General features: G+C 65.7%; 15 protein-coding genes and 1 tRNA gene. 9 read left to right on the plus strand and 7 right to left on the minus strand.

The annotated features are described in order from the left end of the window. Positions 1-69: 69 nt before the first annotated feature. A complete protein-coding gene (locus tag ACYVN4_RS29010; RefSeq protein WP_460725186.1) occupies positions 70-1,569 on the plus strand; it encodes an alpha/beta hydrolase in 1,500 nt (499 codons plus the stop codon). A 41-nt stretch (positions 1,570-1,610) separates the two neighbouring features. Here the strand turns inward: ACYVN4_RS29010 and ACYVN4_RS29015 are convergent, their stop codons facing one another. The 3 genes from ACYVN4_RS29015 to ACYVN4_RS29025 all read right to left on the minus strand — a co-directional run bounded on the left by ACYVN4_RS29015 (position 1,611) and on the right by ACYVN4_RS29025 (position 3,207). Next, positions 1,611-1,868: a hypothetical protein gene (locus ACYVN4_RS29015; RefSeq protein WP_460725187.1), complete on the minus strand. Its 258-nt coding sequence runs from the start codon at positions 1,866-1,868 to the stop codon at positions 1,611-1,613. Between the two features lie 132 nt (positions 1,869-2,000). Continuing rightward, positions 2,001-2,255: a hypothetical protein gene (locus tag ACYVN4_RS29020; RefSeq protein ID WP_460725188.1), complete on the minus strand. Its 255-nt coding sequence runs from the start codon at positions 2,253-2,255 to the stop codon at positions 2,001-2,003. A gap of 307 nt (positions 2,256-2,562) precedes the next feature. Further along, positions 2,563-3,207, minus strand: a complete 645-nt coding sequence (locus ACYVN4_RS29025; RefSeq protein ID WP_460725189.1) for a hypothetical protein — start codon at positions 3,205-3,207, stop codon at positions 2,563-2,565. Between the two features lie 75 nt (positions 3,208-3,282). On the opposite strand from ACYVN4_RS29025, the gene ACYVN4_RS29030 reads away from it, so the two are divergent. Then, positions 3,283-3,459, plus strand: coding sequence for a hypothetical protein (locus tag ACYVN4_RS29030; protein ID WP_460725190.1), 177 nt, complete (start codon positions 3,283-3,285; stop codon positions 3,457-3,459). A 1-nt stretch (position 3,460) separates the two neighbouring features. On the opposite strand, the gene ACYVN4_RS29035 is transcribed toward ACYVN4_RS29030, so the two are convergent. Both ACYVN4_RS29035 and ACYVN4_RS29040 read right to left on the minus strand, forming a co-directional pair. After that, a complete protein-coding gene (locus ACYVN4_RS29035) occupies positions 3,461-3,880 on the minus strand; it encodes a hypothetical protein (RefSeq protein WP_460725191.1) in 420 nt (139 codons plus the stop codon). Between the two features lie 198 nt (positions 3,881-4,078). After that, entirely contained in the window at positions 4,079-4,219 is a 141-nt protein-coding gene (locus ACYVN4_RS29040) for a hypothetical protein (RefSeq protein WP_460725192.1), read from the minus strand. Positions 4,220-4,547: 328 nt separating this feature from the next. Here ACYVN4_RS29040 and ACYVN4_RS29045 point away from each other — a divergent pair, with 328 nt between their 5' ends. Both ACYVN4_RS29045 and ACYVN4_RS29050 read left to right on the plus strand, forming a co-directional pair. Then, a complete protein-coding gene (locus ACYVN4_RS29045) occupies positions 4,548-5,108 on the plus strand; it encodes a hypothetical protein (RefSeq protein ID WP_460725193.1) in 561 nt (186 codons plus the stop codon). 345 nt (positions 5,109-5,453) lie between these two features. Continuing rightward, positions 5,454-6,086, plus strand: coding sequence for a hypothetical protein (locus ACYVN4_RS29050; protein WP_460725194.1), 633 nt, complete (start codon positions 5,454-5,456; stop codon positions 6,084-6,086). Between the two features lie 24 nt (positions 6,087-6,110). On the opposite strand, the gene ACYVN4_RS29055 is transcribed toward ACYVN4_RS29050, so the two are convergent. Together ACYVN4_RS29055 and ACYVN4_RS29060 are read right to left on the minus strand one after the other, a co-directional pair. After that, positions 6,111-6,692, minus strand: a complete 582-nt coding sequence (locus ACYVN4_RS29055) for a Uma2 family endonuclease (protein WP_460725195.1) — start codon at positions 6,690-6,692, stop codon at positions 6,111-6,113. Between the two features lie 187 nt (positions 6,693-6,879). Next, positions 6,880-6,953 (minus strand) — tRNA-Arg (locus ACYVN4_RS29060). 175 nt (positions 6,954-7,128) lie between these two features. On the opposite strand from ACYVN4_RS29060, the gene ACYVN4_RS29065 reads away from it, so the two are divergent. The 5 genes from ACYVN4_RS29065 to ACYVN4_RS29085 all read left to right on the plus strand — a co-directional run bounded on the left by ACYVN4_RS29065 (position 7,129) and on the right by ACYVN4_RS29085 (position 17,891). Beyond that, positions 7,129-9,195: a cytochrome c oxidase assembly protein gene (locus ACYVN4_RS29065; protein ID WP_460725196.1), complete on the plus strand. Its 2,067-nt coding sequence runs from the start codon at positions 7,129-7,131 to the stop codon at positions 9,193-9,195. 11 nt (positions 9,196-9,206) lie between these two features. After that, the gene (locus tag ACYVN4_RS29070) at positions 9,207-10,151 is read left to right on the plus strand and encodes a threonine/serine dehydratase (protein ID WP_460726720.1); all 945 of its coding nucleotides are present in this window, start codon (positions 9,207-9,209) and stop codon (positions 10,149-10,151) included. Positions 10,152-10,285: 134 nt separating this feature from the next. Next, on the plus strand, positions 10,286-10,735 hold the full coding sequence (locus ACYVN4_RS29075; RefSeq protein WP_379357361.1) for a single-stranded DNA-binding protein: 450 nt from the start codon (positions 10,286-10,288) through the stop codon (positions 10,733-10,735). A gap of 10 nt (positions 10,736-10,745) precedes the next feature. Then, entirely contained in the window at positions 10,746-12,422 is a 1,677-nt protein-coding gene (gene ettA / locus ACYVN4_RS29080) for an energy-dependent translational throttle protein EttA (RefSeq protein ID WP_460725197.1), read from the plus strand. Positions 12,423-12,989: 567 nt separating this feature from the next. Beyond that, positions 12,990-17,891, plus strand: coding sequence for an NAD-glutamate dehydrogenase (locus ACYVN4_RS29085; protein ID WP_460725198.1), 4,902 nt, complete (start codon positions 12,990-12,992; stop codon positions 17,889-17,891). Positions 17,892-17,929 lie beyond the last annotated feature (38 nt).

The following is a 17,929-nucleotide window of genomic DNA, read 5'->3' on the forward strand; positions in this document are numbered from 1 at the left end:
GCATACTCGATTCGCCCTATCCCGAAACGGAACTCGCGGCCCCGGCCGCTTCCGACGATTGGACGATAGATGCGAATCACTCCTACCGCGAAGGCGCTGCTGTCCACCGTGCTGCTGGCCGCGATCTGCGCGGCATGCGGGTCATCGGACACCACTCGTAGTGCGCCGCAGCCGATTACGTGGAAACCCTGCCCGGCCGAGTACGGCACGAGCGTGCAGTGCGCGGATATCGAGGTGCCGTTGGATTGGGACAAGCCCGACGGGGAGAAGATCACGGTGGGTATCGACAGGTTGCCTGCCACCGATCCGGGCCGCAGTCTCGGCCCGCTGGTCGTCAACCCGGGCGGGCCGGGTGGTTCGGGGACCGAGTTGGTCGCGGTCGAAAGTCAGCACCCGGGCATGTTTCCCGACGAGATCAGGACCCGATTCGACCTCATCGGCCTGGACCCACGCGGCATCGGGACCAGTCGCCCGGCGGTCCGTTGCGACCCCGCACTCCAGGACAAGCTGCCGGACATCTTCCCCGCGGATCAGGCCGCCTTCGACGAAATGGTCACGGCGAACAAGGCATTCGGTCAGAGCTGCCAGGCCCGGACGGGTCCGCTGCTCGATCACGTGGACACCGTCAGCGTCGCGCGAGACCTCGATGTGGTGCGTCAGCGTCTCGGCGGAGCACCGCTGAACTATCTCGGACTGTCCTACGGCACCGAGATCGGCTACGAATACGCCCGCCTGTTTCCCGCCAACAGCCGCGCCCTGGCTCTCGATGGGGCCCTGGTCCATTCGCTGCCGCCGAGCACGATGAGCGTCTACGAATCCACCGCCTTCGAAGACAGCGTCAACCGCTTCGCCGCCTGGTGCAACACCGCCACCGACTGCGCCCTGCACGGCGAAGACGCCACCGCCGTAGTCCGCGACCTGGTCGTCCGCGCCCGACAAACCCCACTCCCGGCCCCCGGCTGTGCAACCTCCGGCCACTGCGCACCCCAGGTCCGTCCCGGCGACCTCCTCCTGAACATCCAGGAAAGCCTGCTCTTCAAACCGGTCCTCCCCACCCTCTCCCTCGGCGGCTGGCCCGCCCTCTCCACCGCCCTCGACCAAGCCCGCAAAGGCGACGCCACCACCCTCTCCCCACCCACCGCCACCGAAACCGGTGACGCCGGTCTAGCCGTAGGCTGCGCCGAATTCCGCGCCGACTTCACCACTTTCGCCCCCTTCGAAACCCAGCAAATCCTCCTGCGAACCCTCGCCCCCACCACCCTCGGCGCCAGCCAGAGCTATAGCTACCTAACCCAATGCGTAGGCTGGCCAGCCGCTTTCAGCAACCCACCCCACCCCGGCACCGCCACCCCGACAATCACCCCACTCTTGGTCAACGCCACCCACGACCCTTCAACCTCCTACGGCTGGGCCCAACTGCTCGCCACCCAAATCCCCAAGGCGGTCTTGTTGACCCGAGACGGTGACGGCCACACCTCCTTCTTCCTCCCCGGCCAAACCCGAGACGCCATCACCCACTACCTGATCGACGGCACCCTCCCATCCCCAGCCACAGTCCTCCCCAACTGAACTACGTGCGCGCAGATGTCGAAGCGGGTCCGCTGGATGAGTTATGAGGTTCGGTGGTAGAGCTCTACCAGCGCGACGGTGATCGCATGGACCAGGTCGGCGCAGCCTTGTCCGGTGCATGTGACGGCGGAGGTGTCGAATTCCGTTGTGGTGTGGTCGGAGTCCACCTTGACCGGAATCGGGCTGGAGTATCCGAGTTCGAGCACCGTCACGGTGCCGCCGTTCCAGGTTTGGGTCGCGATGGGCACCGAGTCGATCGGATCCGCGGAGCGGAAATCATCCGGCTGCGAGTGGGGCATCCACCCGCTTCGGTTCATCGATGCCGAAGGTGATCGTCACCGTCTTGGGGTAGTGATCGCTCGATCGCTGATAATGAAACGTACAGTCGGGCCGGATGTCGAAGCTACCGCCGGGGCCGAGGGGTTAGGTCTTCAGCAGGCCGTCCAGTACTCCGCAGGGTCGACGTGGCCGAGTTTCGTTTTCATGCCGGGGTAGGGCGAGTTCTCGCGCAGTGGCCGGGTATGGATGAGATGCGCCGACGCTTCGACGATCGTCGAAAGGCTTGCGCACGAATCCTTTTCCGGCCACATCGACCCGATTTCGAAATAGTCGATGACACTCAGCCGTCCGGTGGTGTTGCTGCCGAAAAGAATGTCGCACGTGTTCAGTCCGAACTCTGCGGCCACCTCACGGCCGGCTCCGATGTACGCACCTGGTCGAAAGCGCTGTAGTCGAGGAATCCACAGGGATCGAGTGCTCGGACGGCCTCCGCGTCAACGAATGCCTGCCGCACCTCGGGTGTGAGCATGTCCCGATACGACCCTCGACCCGCCGGTGTCGCGGAAGTCGTAGGACCGGAAGGCGACCCCGATTCGGCCGCGGAGGCACTCAGACACCCCATCAGGGCAATCAAGCAGATTGCCAGCACCGCAATAGATTTCATCTCTCCTCTACCCTCGACCGTGAACAAGATCGTTGGGAGGGGGCCGAATATTAAGGTCGTGCCCAGATCTTGGCGTGGATCCGTACTGCGGTCGAGGTTGTCTCGAAGGTCACTGTGCGGCCGTAACGCGTGGACGGTTCCATGCTGGTGGACTCGCTGAAAGCAGCGTCGGGCGCAAAAGTGGTGTCCGGCCATACCCGGTGGACGTTGGCGGGGGTCTGGGACTGAGGTGGGTCCACATGTGATTCGCGCAGAAATGAATCCATCTCGTCGGGTCGGATGGTCGCCTCGACGATGAACACACGACCACCGCCGGTGGTGTCGACCGACTCCGATACCTGTTGGGCGTCGAGGGGCAGGGTTGTTCCACTGGCACGCACGACCGCCACGATGTCGTCGACCGTGATCGGTGGTGCGGGTGCCGTTGCGGTCGGGCCGACCGTTCGAGGGTGGGTCGGTGACAGGAGATTGATACCGGTGCCGACAGCGGCAGCGGCGGCGACCATGCCGAAGGCCGCGGTCCAGACCATCGCGTCGGATCGGCTCAGGGTGCCGGGTCGCTTTTTTGCGGACAGTGTTACGACGCTGGCGATGCTCAGCGGAAGTGCCGTCCACCAAACGATCGCCCAGGCAACGAAGTCGTTGAAACCTTGTCCATCGTTGAGGAGGACGCCGGCCGCGAACGGCAGCGCCAACCCCGTGCCGGGGTTTTCTCGGCGGCGAGCACCCGTCTACGGGCGGGCCATCCGATCCCGCGCACGGTGCGCACGGTGAATGCTGTCGCGTTCACGGTCATGACCACCGTCACCAACAGTGACGTGACCAGCACCGGCGAGCTTCGCCGCTCGAAGCCGCTCGTCAGCAGCGCTGCACCCGCCAGCGCAGCGACAATCGCTGCCACCGTGACGAATTGGAGTCCCGCCGGTCTGTTGCGGGTTCGGTCGTGAGTCATCCCACACGCTTGTACTGTGGTGCAACGACGGGCCCGTCGAGATACATCAGCTCGAGTGTGTTCGGATCGTCGAAATCGACCGAATAGAAGTACACGTCACCGAGTCCCAGTGGGGTTGGGGCGTCGCTGTTGCTCAATCTGAGTACCAGATCCGTGACCGGAGGCCCTCCGACCGCGCTCGCATGCGTGACCCAGGCCCATCGCGACCGCGTGGTTCCGATGTACGGAGTGCTGCCGGCCTGCTCGGTGGCGGTGCCGTCGGCATCGAAGGTCCGCACATCGGTCGGATCCTTCACCGAACGCCAAACTCCGATCAGCAAATTGCCCTGCAGCGGTGCCGCGATCGTGGTTTGCGGAGGCAATGTGCGCTGCGGAACCTGAGTCGTCGTGGTCGGCACGGGTAACGGAATGAACATTTGGGTCAAGGGTGCAGTGCCCGGCGCCGACGCCGGCGACCCGCCCTGCACCGCATGATCTCGAGTGCAACCCGTCGATATCATCAACACCCACCCAGCCCCAAGTAGGCCAATCCACCGGACCGGCCTTGCCTCTACAGGTTTCACTACACCCCCCGATCTCGATCGCTGACAAGATCGACACGATTGCCCCCGGCGTTAACCCTGGGCGTGCAGTTGGCGGGGCAGGGCGATGCACAGTGTGGGGTTGTTCCAGTCGATGACGCACATGGGTACAGCCAGGGTGATGCCGATGAGAGCACCGATGATCAGGGCCCACGCCGCCTGCCGATGTCTCACCGGGACGACAGGTTTCGACCAGGCACCGCTGCGAGATCGCCTGGCTGTCGGGCGTGTTCGGTGACGACCACCGCCACCACCAGCTGTCGGGTCGCCGCGTCCGCATACGGATACGAGACGCACTGATTTCCAACCGTCATCCCACCCCTGCATCGAAGCGAATCTCTGAGCTGTAGCCGATTTCGCATCGACTCTCCCGAGGGTATGCGGCCTTCCACGTCCATGCAGATGTCGAACCGGGTCTCCACAGCTCCGCCGAGGTTTCAACGTGCTCAGCGGATAGCGTTGTCGCATACCAGGAACGGGTCGAGTAAGGGGTCGGGGGCAGATGCGGCGGGTGATCGGCGACGCGATGTCGGTCTTGGCGGGGCTGGCAGCGGGCTGCCTGATAATTGTCGGTGCGATATGGGCGCTCCTGTACTGCATAGATTTCGGCACGGGCGATGCCGTCGGGGTCCCCACGATCACCGCCGACGAGGCCCGAGATCGCATGGACACCCTGCTCAGGCAAGCGGTTGCCACAATGGGCTCCGCAGTATCGCTGACGCAGACGAAAACCGAAGTGACAAGCTGGAATTGCAGCTACGGCTGGCAGGGCGGTGATGGCCCGACCGGAGAAGTCGAGGTTCAGCTCGACTATCTCCTGGATGGCGTGACACCGGATCGACAAGCCGAGGTGATCAGTGCCATGGGATCGGTTGGTCCTACCATTCCAGACGGCGACTACTTCCAGACGGTCGCAGACCGCGATGGTCACGACTCGTACAAGTACATGTTCAGGCTGAAACGCGAGTCCGACCAGCAAATGTCGATCCACGCACAATCTGACTGCCTTTGGCGGCACGGAACACCAGAGGTACGTCCAAGACTGGGTTCGACCACCAAGTGAGGACCACGGGTCCGCCGTCTCGAATCCCTGTGGAGGACAAGTTATGTTGGCCTGTTACGGGGGTGCGCTCGCTGAAGATGTGAGAGCCGAAGCAGAGGATCGACGATGTCCCAACCGGTCCTGGGAGCGGTCATCGGCGTGACCACCTTCGGCCGCCGTCGCCGATTCCGACGCCGACTCATGAAGGAGAAAGCCTCCGGCGGTGGAGCATCGGAGCGAGACTCCCGAGCGTAATGCATCGAATATGGTGCGTTCGTGTTATTTCTTTGCTTGGTGTTTCTGCTCCCGGTGCTGTGCTGGGCATTAGCGGCGCAGACCCCGAGAGGCAGATGGGCCGGGGTCACGGTGCTGACCATCGTGGCAGGTATTCAGATCCCGCTGCAGTACGGGGTTTTCGGTACCGACTTCCAGGCCACCGTCGGCGTAGGGCTGGCCGTATTCGTCATGGTGGTGCTGATTCTCGCGCCTATCCTGGAGTTGGCGCCTACCCGAGTGGTGCCGCTCGGCCGGGTCGTCAAGGCGCGCATAGGCATTGGTTGGACGCTCGGGGGTTTGTACTGTCTGCTGAGTGGGTTTGCAGTGCTGATGATCACCGCAACGGGCCTGATGGAGTTGGGAACAGCGACCATGCCTCCCGCTGACGCCATCGGCTCACTGCCCGAAGGGCTGTCGATGACCAAAACCGAAGCCCCCAAATGTGCCAACGATTCCGACGGCACCGACTGCGAGCGGACTTTCTACATCGCAGGAAAGAGCGGAACACCAGAGCAGATCGCTGAACAGGTTCGGCAGTACCTGACCGACAACAAAGGATGGACTTTCACACCCGAACAGACCTTCCCCGGCGATTCCGATACATGGAAAGGCTCTTGCCGGCACCAAGGCTGGATCCTCGACTCGTACGAGGCCTGCACGTGGGTGGAAATCAAGAACGACGGCAGAGTCGCCGTCGTCCTCAGCCACAAGGACATCGACTAGATCGACGGGGCCTTCTTTCGACGGTTAACGGACCCAATCCATGAGCGGGGTGGTGTCGAGGGCGATTCCCACGGGGGCGGGGAGGGGGACCGTGTTGCCGAAGGGAACGGTCAGGATGTGTTGGTAGCGGGGGCCGTTCGGGGCGCTGTGGACTGTGACCTCGCAGGAATCGCGATCGATCAGGAGGTATACGGGGATGCCGGTGGCGGCGTATGCGCGCGGTTTTTCCTGGCGGTCGCGGCGTTCGGTGTCCTGATCGTCGGAGGTTACCTCGACGACCATCAGGACTGAGCTGGGGTCGGCCCATTCGCCTTGGCCGACAAAGGAATCGGCGCCTGCGAGCGCACCGTCGGGGCGAGCGCGACCCTTGCGGTACTGCTCGACCTTCAAACCTTGCTCAGGGGTGAGGAATAGCTCCGGGCGGGCGATCACGAAGATTCGAATCAACCACTGGATGATCCGGGCGTGGTCCCCATCGGGCATTGCCTTGGCCCCCAGTTGTCCGTTGATGAACTCGAGTCGCACACCCTCCGCAATACGATCGGCCGCCCGGGCGAGTTCCTCGAACTCCTCGGTCGTCATGAGTGACTCATGCACGGCGGTCATGTCCTAACACTACGGGGATGGCACCGGTCAGCTCGGGAATTTGTCGCCAGAGTATCGCGTGCGTCACGTGTCGTCCGGGGCGGCGCGGCGAGGGTTGGGCCGAAGGCGGGGCAACCGCCGCTGTTTGAGCGAGGCGGGGTGTGGGTATGAGTGAACCTGGCGATATACGCGCAGGTCACCCGTGATGCGCCCCCGGCAGGAATCGAACCTGCGACCTAGGGATTAGAAGGCCCTTGCTCTATCCAACTGAGCTACGGAGGCAGTGCGGGCATCGTGGTGATGCGGGCACCAAACACCTTGACCCAAATCGATCTCGGTGTCCAGCGCGTTAAGTATAGCGAGCGTCCAGATCAGGGAAGGTGGGTCGCTTAGCAACTGTTCGGCGCGTCGGGCGGGGTGTGCGGACCGGAGGACCGGAAACCCTGGGGGAGTCCGGATGGGCGCTCCGAACTACGCTGGGGCCATGTCGTCAGCGCAGGACCCGCCCGCAGGATCGGACGTTTCAGCCAGTGGGTCGGGGTCGGGGCTGCGGTTCGCGGTGATCACGGCGGTCGGTATGGCGATGACCGCGCTGGTGGCGGCGCTGGTCGTGGCGTTGTCGGCCGCGCAGGCGCTGACCTTGCTGGGGATTCCGGATCCGGGACCGTTGACCACCTACGGGTTGCCCGCGGTGCGGGCGATCGCGGATTTCGCGGCGGCGCTGACCGTCGGGTCGCTGCTGTTCGCGGCGTTCTTCGTGCCGCCGCAGAGCAGCGGAGTGCTGGATGTCGGGGGTTATCGGGCCTTGCGGCGCGCCGGGAACGCGGCGCTGGTGTGGGCGGGTGCGGCGGCTTTGCTGGTGCCGCTGACACTGTCGGACACCACCGGGCAACCGTTGCAGAATTCCTTGCGGCCCGAACAGGTCTGGCGCGCCGCGGACAAGGTGGATGTCGCCGGGTCGTGGCGGTTCACCGTGTTCATGGTGGTGGTGCTGGCGATCGGCTGCCGGGTCGCGCTGCGCTGGGGTTGGACGCCGGTACTGCTGTGGTTGTCGGTGCTGTCGCTGCTGCCGGTGGCGCTGACCGGTCACTCGTCCTCGGGTGGCGCGCACGATCTGGCCACCAACAGCCTGATCCTGCATCTGCTTTCGGCGTGTTTCTGGGTGGGCGGACTGTTCGCGGTGCTGGCCTACGCGTTGCGCGACGGCAAGTACACGGCGCTGGCGGTCAAACGATTCTCGAAAGTGGCGACCGTCTCGTTCGTGGTGATCGCGATCAGTGGTGTGATCAACGCCTATGTGCGGGTGCCGTTGTCGCAGCTGTTCGACACCACCTACGGCAAGCTGGTGCTCGCCAAGACGACCGCGCTGATCATTCTCGGCGTCATCGGATTCCTGCAGCGGCGACGCGCGATCCCGGATCTGGAGAAAGACCCGACCGATCGCGGCGCGCTGATTCGCTTCGCGGGCGTCGAGGCGCTGGTATTCGCCGCGACCGTCGGCCTCGCGGTCGGCCTGGGCCGCACCCCGCCGCCGGACCTCGGCACCGTGCCCACCCCGACCGAGGTCGAGATCGGCTACAACCTGGCCGGTCCGCCGACCGTGGCCCGGCTGGTCTTCGACTGGCGCTTCGATCTGATCTTCGGCACTCTCGCACTCGTGCTGGCTGCGCTCTACGCGGTGGGCGTATGGCGGCTGCGGCGGCGCGGTGACGCCTGGCCGGTCGGGCGGACCATCGCCTGGATGGCGGGCTGCGCGACGCTGCTGATCGCGACCAGTTCCGGCGTCGGGCGCTACGCCCCGGCCATGTTCAGCGTGCACATGGCACAGCACATGATGCTGTCGATGCTCGCGCCGATCCTGTTCGCGCTGGGCGGTCCGGTGCTGCTGTCGCTGCGGGCAATTCAACCGGCCGGTCGCGACGCTCCGCCCGGACCGCGCGAATGGATCCTGGCGGCCGTGCACAACCCGGTGTCGCGCTTCATGACCCAGCCCGTGATCGCCGCGGTGTTCTTCGTGGCCGGGTTCTACGCGCTGTACCTGGGCGGCATCTTCGACAAGTTCGTGGGCACGCACGGCGCGCACCTGTTCATGAATGTGCACTTCCTGCTCAGCGGCTACCTCTTCTACTGGGTGGTGATCGGCATCGATCCCAAGCCGCGCCCGGTGGAGCCGCTGACCAAGCTGGGCATGGTGTTCGGTTCGCTGCCGTTCCACGCCTTCTTCGGTATCGCGCTGATGAGCATGGACACCGTGATGGGCGGTTGGTTCTATCGCAGCCTCGGCCTGGGCTGGAACAAGGATCTGCTCTCCGATCAGCACACCGGCGGTAGCCTCGCGTGGGCCAGTGGTGAGATACCACTGGTGGTGGTGATGCTCGCGCTGCTCATCCAGTGGTCGCGTAGCGACACCCGCCTGGCGAACCGGATCGACCGCAAGGCCGAACGTGACGACAATGCGGACCTGTCCGCGTACAACGCCATGTTCGCCGAGCTCGCCCGGCGTGACGGAGAGGTGCGCAAGTGAACGACGTCGCCATGGCGACCCGGAAAGTCAAGCGGCTCTACCGATCCGACGTGCGGCAGGCCCGCCGCCTGTTGCGTGGGCACACCCGCAAGACCCCCGTGTTCCACACCGACATCCAGGGCCCGCACGGTCCGGTGCCGGTGACGCTGAAACTCGAACATCTGCAGCACGGTGGCACTTTCAAGGTGCGCGGCTGCCTCAACGCGCTGCTGCAGGCCCGCGGTGACCAAACCGGGGTGGTGCTGGCCTCGGCCGGTAATGCCGGGATCGCGGCGGCGCTGGCCAGCGCGTTGCGCGGAATGTCGTGCACCGTGGTGGTTCCCGAGTCGGCCTCGCACACCAAGGTGGCGGCCATGTGGTCGCACGGGGCCGAAGTGCTGTGGCACGGAACGACTTACGCCGAGGCGCACAAGTACGCGCGGCAATTGGCGGCCGAGCGCGGGGCGATGGCGCTGCACGCCTACGACCTGCCCGAGATCGTGACCGGGGCCGGGGTGGTCGGGCTCGAGATCGAGGAGCAGGTGCGGGGACGGCCGCCGGTGCTGGTCGCCGTCGGCGGCGGCGGACTGGTCGCCGGGGTCGCGGTCGCGCTGGGACTGCGCGGGCGGGTGATCGGGGTCGAGCCGCTGGGCGCGCCGACACTGCACGCGGCGCTCGCGGCCGGGCATCCGGTCGACGTGGATGTCGCCAGCGTGGCCTCGGATGCGCTGGGCGCGAACCGGATCGGGGACATCGCCATGGAGGTGGCACTGCGCTACGGCGTGCGGTCCATCCTGGTCGACGACGACGCCATCGTGATGGCGCGGGAGTACCTGTGGCGGGAGTTCCGGATCGTCGTGGAGCCGGCGGGGGCGACGGCGGTGGCGGCGATCCAGAGCGGGGCGTACGTACCCGCGGCGGGGGAGCGGCCGGTCATCGTATTGTGCGGGGCCAATACGGATCTGGCGACGCTGTAGGACCGCGGCGGCTGGGTTGTCCACAGGCCGCGTGTTGTCCACACTCGCCGTATCGGGTCTGTCGTCGACCTTGTCGACGGGCGAAGCTGGAAGTCGTCGGAAACCAGTTGCTCGAATCGGCAAGGGGGAGTGCAATGTACGAGGCGAACACCGCGGTCATCGGCCGGATCGTCACCCATCCGGTGCGGCGGGTGATGCAGAACGGGGACCACGTCCTGAGCTTCCGGTTGGCCAGCACCGCCCGCCGCTACGATCAGGGCGCCGGCGACTGGGTCGACGGAGGCACCCTGTATCTCACCGTAAGCTGTTGGCGACGGGGGATCGTCGAAGGAGTCGAAGCGTCGCTGCAGCGAGGTGATCCGATCATCGCGTACGGGCAACTGCGCTCGAACGAGTACACCACCCGAGATGGCGCGGAACGCACCGACCTCGAGATGCGGGCCCTCGCAGTGGGTCCCGACCTTGGTCGCTGCACCGCCCCGGTGGTGCGCAAAACCTTCGGTCGAACCGACCGGACCGACCCCGTTCAACGGCCGTCCGTGGATGCGGACACTGCCGGAGAACCCGCCACTACACACAGTTAGGCTTGCCGATATGGCTGAGTTCATTTACCAGATGATCAAGGTGCGAAAGGCCCATGGCGACAAGGTCGTGCTGGACAATGTGACCTTGAACTTCCTTCCCGGCGCGAAGATCGGTGTCGTCGGCCCGAACGGTGCCGGTAAGTCCAGTGTGCTGAAGATCATGGCGGGACTGGACCAGCCGAACAACGGTGACGCGTGGCTCGCGCCCGGCGCGACGGTGGGCATCCTCATGCAGGAGCCGCCGCTCAACGAAGAGAAGACCGTGCGCGGCAATGTCGAGGAGGGCCTCGGCGAGATCAAGGTGAAGCTGGACCGCTTCAACGAGATCGCCGAACTCATGGCCACCGACTACTCCGACGAGCTCATGGAAGAAATGGGCAAGCTGCAGGAGGACCTCGACCACGCCGACGCGTGGGACATCGACTCCCAGCTCGAGCAGGCCATGGACGCGCTGCGCTGCCCGCCGCCGGACGAGCCGGTCACCAACCTCTCCGGTGGTGAGCGTCGTCGTGTCGCGCTGTGCAAGCTGCTGCTCAGCAAGCCCGACCTGCTGCTGCTCGATGAGCCCACCAACCACCTCGATGCCGAATCCGTGCTCTGGCTCGAGCAGTTCCTGGCCTCCTACCCGGGCGCCGTGCTGGCCGTCACCCACGACCGGTACTTCCTCGACAATGTCGCGGAGTGGATCCTCGAGCTCGACCGCGGCCGCACCTTCCCCTACGAGGGCAACTACTCCACCTACCTGGAGAAGAAGGCCGAGCGCCTCGAGGTGCAGGGCAAGAAGGACCAGAAGCTGCAGAAGCGCCTCAAGGAGGAGCTGGCGTGGGTCCGCTCCGGCGCGAAGGCGCGGCAGGCCAAGAACAAGGCGCGTCTGGGCCGCTACGAGGAAATGGCCGCCGAGGCCGAGCAGATGCGCAAGTTGGACTTCGAGGAGATCCAGATTCCGGCAGGCCCGCGCCTGGGCAGTGTCGTGGTCGAGGTCGACCATCTGGACAAGGGTTTCGGCGACCGCGTGCTCATCAAGGACCTGTCGTTCACCTTGCCGCGCAACGGCATTGTCGGCGTCATCGGCCCCAACGGTGTCGGTAAGTCGACGCTGTTCAAGACCATCGTCGGGCTGGAGAGCGCCGATAGCGGCAACGTCCGCGTCGGTGACACGGTCAAGCTGAGCTACGTCGACCAGAACCGCGGCGGCATCGACCCGGAGAAGAACGTCTGGCAGGTCGTTTCCGAGGGTCTGGACTTCATCCAGGTCGGCAATGTGGAAATGCCTTCCCGTGCTTACGTTTCCGCGTTCGGTTTCAAGGGCCCGGATCAGCAGAAGAAGGCCGGCGTGCTCTCCGGTGGTGAGCGCAACCGCCTGAACCTGGCGCTGACCCTCAAGCAGGGCGGCAACCTGATCCTGCTCGACGAGCCCACCAACGACCTCGATGTCGAGACCCTGGGTTCGCTCGAGAACGCGCTGGAGAACTTCGCCGGCTGCTCGGTGGTCATCTCCCACGACCGGTGGTTCCTGGACCGCACCTGCACCCACATCCTGGCGTGGGAGGGCACCGACGACAACCCGGCCGCCTGGTTCTGGTTCGAGGGCAACTTCGAGGCCTACGAGGCCAACAAGATCGAGCGCCTCGGCCCCGAAGCCGCCCGCCCCCACCGAGTCACCCACCGCAAACTCACCCGCGGATAAAAGCCCCACCCCAACCGATTCCGTCGCACGGTCCTGCCCCTCCGGGGTGGGACCGTCGGGATCGGCTGCAGTCACACACGGTCCTTCATCTCGGGGTGGACCGGTCGGAACTCGCCGGTCAGATTCGGCTACGGGTGAGCTGACGGTGTACGAAATATGGTGTGGGGCAGGGGGAGTAGCTTGGCCGATGGCGCCGGGTGAGATCCGTTCATCACGGTGGGTGTGTGAGTGATGCGTTTGTCACCTGCTTGTTGGTCTAGCGGTTGTTTGCTGGAGGGTTGTGGGTTCGCTGGGTGGCGGGTGATTGCCTTGCTGGTGAACGGCTATTCAGCAGCGAACTAGGTGGTTTCGCATTCGCACGTTTGCGTGAATTGTGCTTGGGTGCAAGGTTTGTCGGGGGCGACCTGGAGGTTTCGGGCGAGGGTTTAGGGCCCCGAACCGTCTGGTTCGTCCGTATTGTGAGACGCGGCGCGGCATTGAGAGGAATTCAGCCCGGCACATCTTGCGTCCAGCTACTCTCGCATCGGCGTCACTTTGTTACGGAACCGAATCCGAGGAGTTGGCGAAATGACGGTCTCGTCCGAATTGTCCAGCGCTGCCTGGGCTGCGAGTTTGCCCGCGTCGCTGCGTGGCAACCTGGTATCCCTGGAGGAGGCGTACTTCCGACATGTGGACGCCGGGGACGCGGACTGCGCCATCCCGACGACCTCCACCCATATCTTCCGCTGCCATGTCGATCTGGCCATCGAACGCACCCCCGGCACCGCGAATGTCCGTGTGTACCAGGCGGATGACGAAGCCGCCCTGGGCGTCGCAGTCCAGATGGTCACCGATGACATGCCGCTGCTGGTCGAGTCGGTCACCTCGTCGCTGAGCCGCATCGGCGTCAGCGTCAGCGAGGTGGTGCACCCCATCTTCGAGGTGACCCGTGACGCCGCGGGTCGCCTGGAAACTGCGGTGCCCCACGAGGTCGACGGCAACGGCTCCACCGGCCTGCGCGAGTCCTGGATGCACGTCCAGTTGCACCCCTCCACCAGCCGCGCCCAGCTTGCGAAGATCGAGACCGCGCTGCCCGATGTGCTCACCGACGTGCGCCGCGTCATCGAGGACACCGAGGCCATGCGCGAGGCCCAGGAGCATGTCGCCGACGAACTCGACAATGCCGCCGCCCAGGGCAGATCCACCTTCGCCGCAACGGATCTCACCGACTGCGCCAACCTGCTGCGCTGGCTGGCCGACGGTCACTTCACCGTCCTCGGCTACGCCCGCTACGAGCGCAGCACCGTGGACGGCCAGGCCAAGTCCATCATCGTGCCCGAGACCAGCCTGGGTGTGCTGCGCCCCAATGTCGGCACCGACTTCCGCGTCCCCGACAACAGCGGCGACCAGCCGCTGCTCATGCTGACGCAGGGCCTGGTCCCAGCCACCGTGCACCGCGCGGTCTACCCGTACTTCGTCGGCGTCGCCGAAATGGACGAATCCGGCGAGGTCACCGGCGAGCATCTGTTCATCGGCGTCTTCACCGTCACCGCCCTGCACGAGAACGTGCTCGACATCCCGGTCATCGAGCGCCGGGTGCGCTCGCTCATCGAGGCCAGCGGCTTCGACCTGGAATCCTTCTCCGGTCAGGAGATGCTGGAGGTCATCCAGTCCTTCCCGCGCACCGAACTGTTCTCCTCCGACGGCGACGCCCTGCGCCGCACCGCCAGCGCGGTCCTGAATGTCGGTATGCGCCGCCAGGTTCGGCTCTTCATGCGCATGGACGGCTACGGCCGCTTCGTGGCCTGCATGGTGTACCTGCCGCGCGACCGCTACACCACCCGGGTACGTCTGGAGATCCAGGACATCCTGACCCGCGAGCTCGGCGGCGTCTCCATCGACTACTCGGCGCGCGTGTCCGAAAGCGACCTCGCCAGCGTCTATTTCACTGTTCGCCTGCCCGATCAGGGCTCGGTGGCCGACACCTCCGAAACCAACCGGTTGCGCCTGCAGCACCTGCTCGCCGAGGCCAGTCGCACCTGGGACGACCACCTGCGCGACGAGGTCTCCACCTCCAGCGCACTGGACCCGGCCGTGGCCCAGCGCTACTCCGAGGCCCTCCCGGAGAGCTACAAGGAAGACTTCGACCCCGCCCGCGCCGTGGCCGACATTCTGCGCTTGCAGGGCCTCGCCGAGGGCCGCATCGATCAGCACCTCTACCGCTGGCCCGATTCCGCCCCGGGCTCATGGCGTTTCACCCTCTACATCGACGGCAGCGGCATCTCGCTGAGCCAGGTGCTGCCCCTGCTGCAGAGCCTCGGCGTCGAGGTGATCGACGAGCGGCCCCATCAGGTCGAACTGGATCACAGTCCGGACCAGTGGGTCTACGACTTCGGCCTGCTGGCCCGACCGGAACTGCTGCGCAGTGCCATGGATCGCAATATGGACGCCGAACTGGTCGAGTCGGCCAGCCGTCTGGATGCCCTCGACGCCCATGTGCGCGGGCTGCGGGAACGCTTCACCACCGCCTTCGAGGCGCTCTGGTACGGCCGTGCCGAGGCCGACGGCCTCAATGAGCTGGTGCTGCGCGCCGAGATGGACTGGCGCACCGTCGCCATCCTGCGCGCCTACTCGAAGTACCTGCAGCAGGCCGGATTCCCGTACAGCCAGGCCGCCATCACCCGCGTGCTGCTGGCCTACCCGGAAGCCGCGAGCATGTTCGTCGACCTGTTCGGCGCGCTCTTCGACCCGGACTCGGCCAACCCGGACCACGCCGCCGAGCTGGAGGCCGCGGTCCGTCATCGCATCGACGAGGTGGTGAGCCTGGATGCCGACCGCATCCTGCGCGCCATCCTCGGCCTGATCAAGGCCACCCTGCGCACCAACTACTACATCACCGACGCCGAGGGTCGGGCGCGGGATTACCTGTCGTTCAAGGTGGAACCGCAGGAGATCGCCGAATTGCCCAAGCCGAGGCCGCAATTCGAGATCTGGGTCTACTCGCCGCGGGTGGAGGGCGTGCACCTGCGCTTCGGCCCGGTCGCGCGCGGCGGGCTGCGCTGGTCGGATCGCCTGGAGGACTTCCGCACCGAGATCCTGGGCCTGGTCAAGGCGCAGGCGGTGAAGAACGCCGTCATCGTGCCGGTCGGCGCCAAGGGCGGTTTCGTGGTCAAGAATCCGCCCGCCGCCACCGCCGATCCGGTCGCCGATCGCCAGTCGCTGCAGGCCGAGGGCATCGCCTGCTACCGCACCTTCATCTCCGGCCTGCTCGACATCACCGACAATGTGGATCGCGCCACCGGCGCGGTACTGCCGCCCGCGCGGGTGTTGCGCCGCGACGGCGACGACACCTACCTGGTGGTGGCCGCGGACAAGGGCACCGCGACCTTCTCCGATATCGCCAATGATGTTGCCCAGTCCTACGGTTTCTGGCTGGGCGACGCCTTCGCCTCGGGCGGTTCGGTGGGCTACGACCACAAGGCCATGGGCATCACCGCCAAGGGCGCGTGGGAGAGCGTGAAGCGGCACTTCGCCGAGATGGACATCGACACCCAGTCGCAGGACTTCACGGTGGTCGGCGTCGGCGACATGTCCGGTGACGTGTTCGGCAACGGCATGCTGCTCTCGCGGCACATCCGGTTGGTCGCGGCGTTCGACCACCGCCACATCTTCCTGGACCCGGAACCCGATGCGGCGACATCGTTCTCGGAGCGCGAGCGCATGTTCGCGCTGCCCCGCTCGTCCTGGGCCGACTACAACCGTGACCTGATCAGCGAGGGTGGCGGCGTCTACGACCGCACGGTCAAGGCCATCCCGGTCAGCGACCAGGTGCGGGAGGCGCTCGGCCTGGCCCCCGAGGTCACCGTGCTGTCCCCGCCGGAGATGATCCGCGCCATCCTGAAGTCCCCGGTGCAGCTGCTGTGGAACGGCGGCATCGGCACCTACATCAAGGCCAGCTCCGAGACCAATGCCGACGTCGGCGACAAGTCCAACGACGCGGTCCGGGTGAACGGAAACGAGTTGCGCCTGCAGGTGATCGGCGAGGGCGGCAACCTGGGTGTCACCGCCCTGGGCCGCATCGAGTTCTGCCGCCACGGCGGCAAGATGAACACCGACGCCCTGGACAACTCCGCCGGTGTGGACTGCTCCGACCACGAGGTCAATATCAAGGTCCTGCTCGACGGGGTGGTCTCCAGCGGCGAACTGCCCGAGTCCGACCGCAATTCGCTGCTGGCCTCCATGACCGACGAGGTCTCGGCACTCGTGCTGCAGGACAACGTCTCCCAGAACATCCTGATGGGCATGTCGCGGGCCGAGGCCCCGAACATGCTCAACGTGCACCAGCGCGTCATCGAGGATCTGGAGGACAGCCGTGGCCTGGACCGGGAGCTCGAGGCGCTGCCCAGCGACGCGGAGATGAAGTTGCGGCGGGAACAGGGCGTCGGCCTCACCTCGCCCGAACTGTCGAATCTCATGGCGCACGTGAAGCTTTCGCTCAAGGCCGACCTGCTGACCAGCGATCTGCCCGACAGCGTGTACTTCTCGGCGCGCCTGCCGCAGTACTTCCCGACACCGCTGCGCACCCGCTTCGCCACCGCCATCAAGCGGCATCGCCTGCGCCGCGAGATCACCTCCACCATGCTGGTCAACGAGGTGGTGGATCTGGGCGGCATCACCTACGCCTTCCGGCTCGGCGAGGAGATCGGGGCCTCGGCCTCGGACTCGGTGCGTGCCTTCACCGCCGCCACCCAGATCTTCGATCTGCATTCGGTGTGGAACCGCATTCGTGCCGCGAACGTCTCCACGAGCATGAAGGATGCGCTGGAGCTGGAGACCAAGCGCACCCTGGATCGCGCCTCGCGCTGGCTGCTCAACAACCGTCCGCAGCCGGTCGCCGTCGGCGCGGAGATCCACCGCTACGCCCAGGGCGTGCGCTCGCTCTCGCCGAAGGTGCCGGGCTGGCTGCGCGGCCACCACATCGACACCCTCAACGATCAGTGCCAGGCCATCGTCGATCAGGGCGCGCCCTCGGCGTTGGCGACCGAGGTGTTCGGGCTGCTCAATCAGTTCCCGCTGCTGGACGTGCTGGATATCGCGGACATCACCGATCGCAGCGGTGAGGAGGTGGGCGCGCTGTACTACGCGCTCAACGATCACCTCAAGATCGATTGGCTGTTGCAGGCGGTCAGCCACCTGGAACGCGGTGACCGCTGGCACGCCCTGGCCCGGCTCGCGCTGCGCGACGATATGTACGGTTCGCTGCGCTCGCTGACCCTGGATGTGCTCTCCGCGGGTGACCCGGAGGAGACGGCCGAAGAGAAAATTGCATACTGGGAGTCGAAAAACCAGTCCCGCCTGGGTCGCGCACGCAGTGCCCTCTCGGAACTGTTCGAGTCCGGAACCCACGACCTGGCCACGCTGTCGGTTGCGGCGCGGCAGGTGCGCAGCATGGTGAGCGGGGTGGGTGCGCAATCGGAGGTACCGCGTTGACGAGTGTCGGTTCGCTGAACGGCCATGCGAAGACTGCT

The sequence above is a fragment of the Nocardia heshunensis genome, assembly GCF_054782115.1.

What these genes read in the sequence shown, in the direction of transcription:
- ACYVN4_RS29055 (WP_460725195.1), bottom strand. Translation starts at nt 6,692, where the DNA reads ATGACCGCCGTGCATGAGTCACTCATGACGACCGAGGAGTTCGAGGAA.
- ettA (WP_460725197.1), top strand. Translation starts at nt 10,746, where the DNA reads ATGGCTGAGTTCATTTACCAGATGATCAAGGTGCGAAAGGCCCATGGC.
- ACYVN4_RS29035 (WP_460725191.1), bottom strand. Translation starts at nt 3,880, where the DNA reads ATGTTCATTCCGTTACCCGTGCCGACCACGACGACTCAGGTTCCGCAG.
- ACYVN4_RS29045 (WP_460725193.1), top strand. Translation starts at nt 4,548, where the DNA reads ATGCGGCGGGTGATCGGCGACGCGATGTCGGTCTTGGCGGGGCTGGCA.
- ACYVN4_RS29075 (WP_379357361.1), top strand. Translation starts at nt 10,286, where the DNA reads ATGTACGAGGCGAACACCGCGGTCATCGGCCGGATCGTCACCCATCCG.
- ACYVN4_RS29015 (WP_460725187.1), bottom strand. Translation starts at nt 1,868, where the DNA reads ATGCCCCACTCGCAGCCGGATGATTTCCGCTCCGCGGATCCGATCGAC.
- ACYVN4_RS29085 (WP_460725198.1), top strand. Translation starts at nt 12,990, where the DNA reads ATGACGGTCTCGTCCGAATTGTCCAGCGCTGCCTGGGCTGCGAGTTTG.
- ACYVN4_RS29070 (WP_460726720.1), top strand. Translation starts at nt 9,207, where the DNA reads ATGGCGACCCGGAAAGTCAAGCGGCTCTACCGATCCGACGTGCGGCAG.
- ACYVN4_RS29065 (WP_460725196.1), top strand. Translation starts at nt 7,129, where the DNA reads ATGGGCGCTCCGAACTACGCTGGGGCCATGTCGTCAGCGCAGGACCCG.
- ACYVN4_RS29010 (WP_460725186.1), top strand. Translation starts at nt 70, where the DNA reads ATGCGAATCACTCCTACCGCGAAGGCGCTGCTGTCCACCGTGCTGCTG.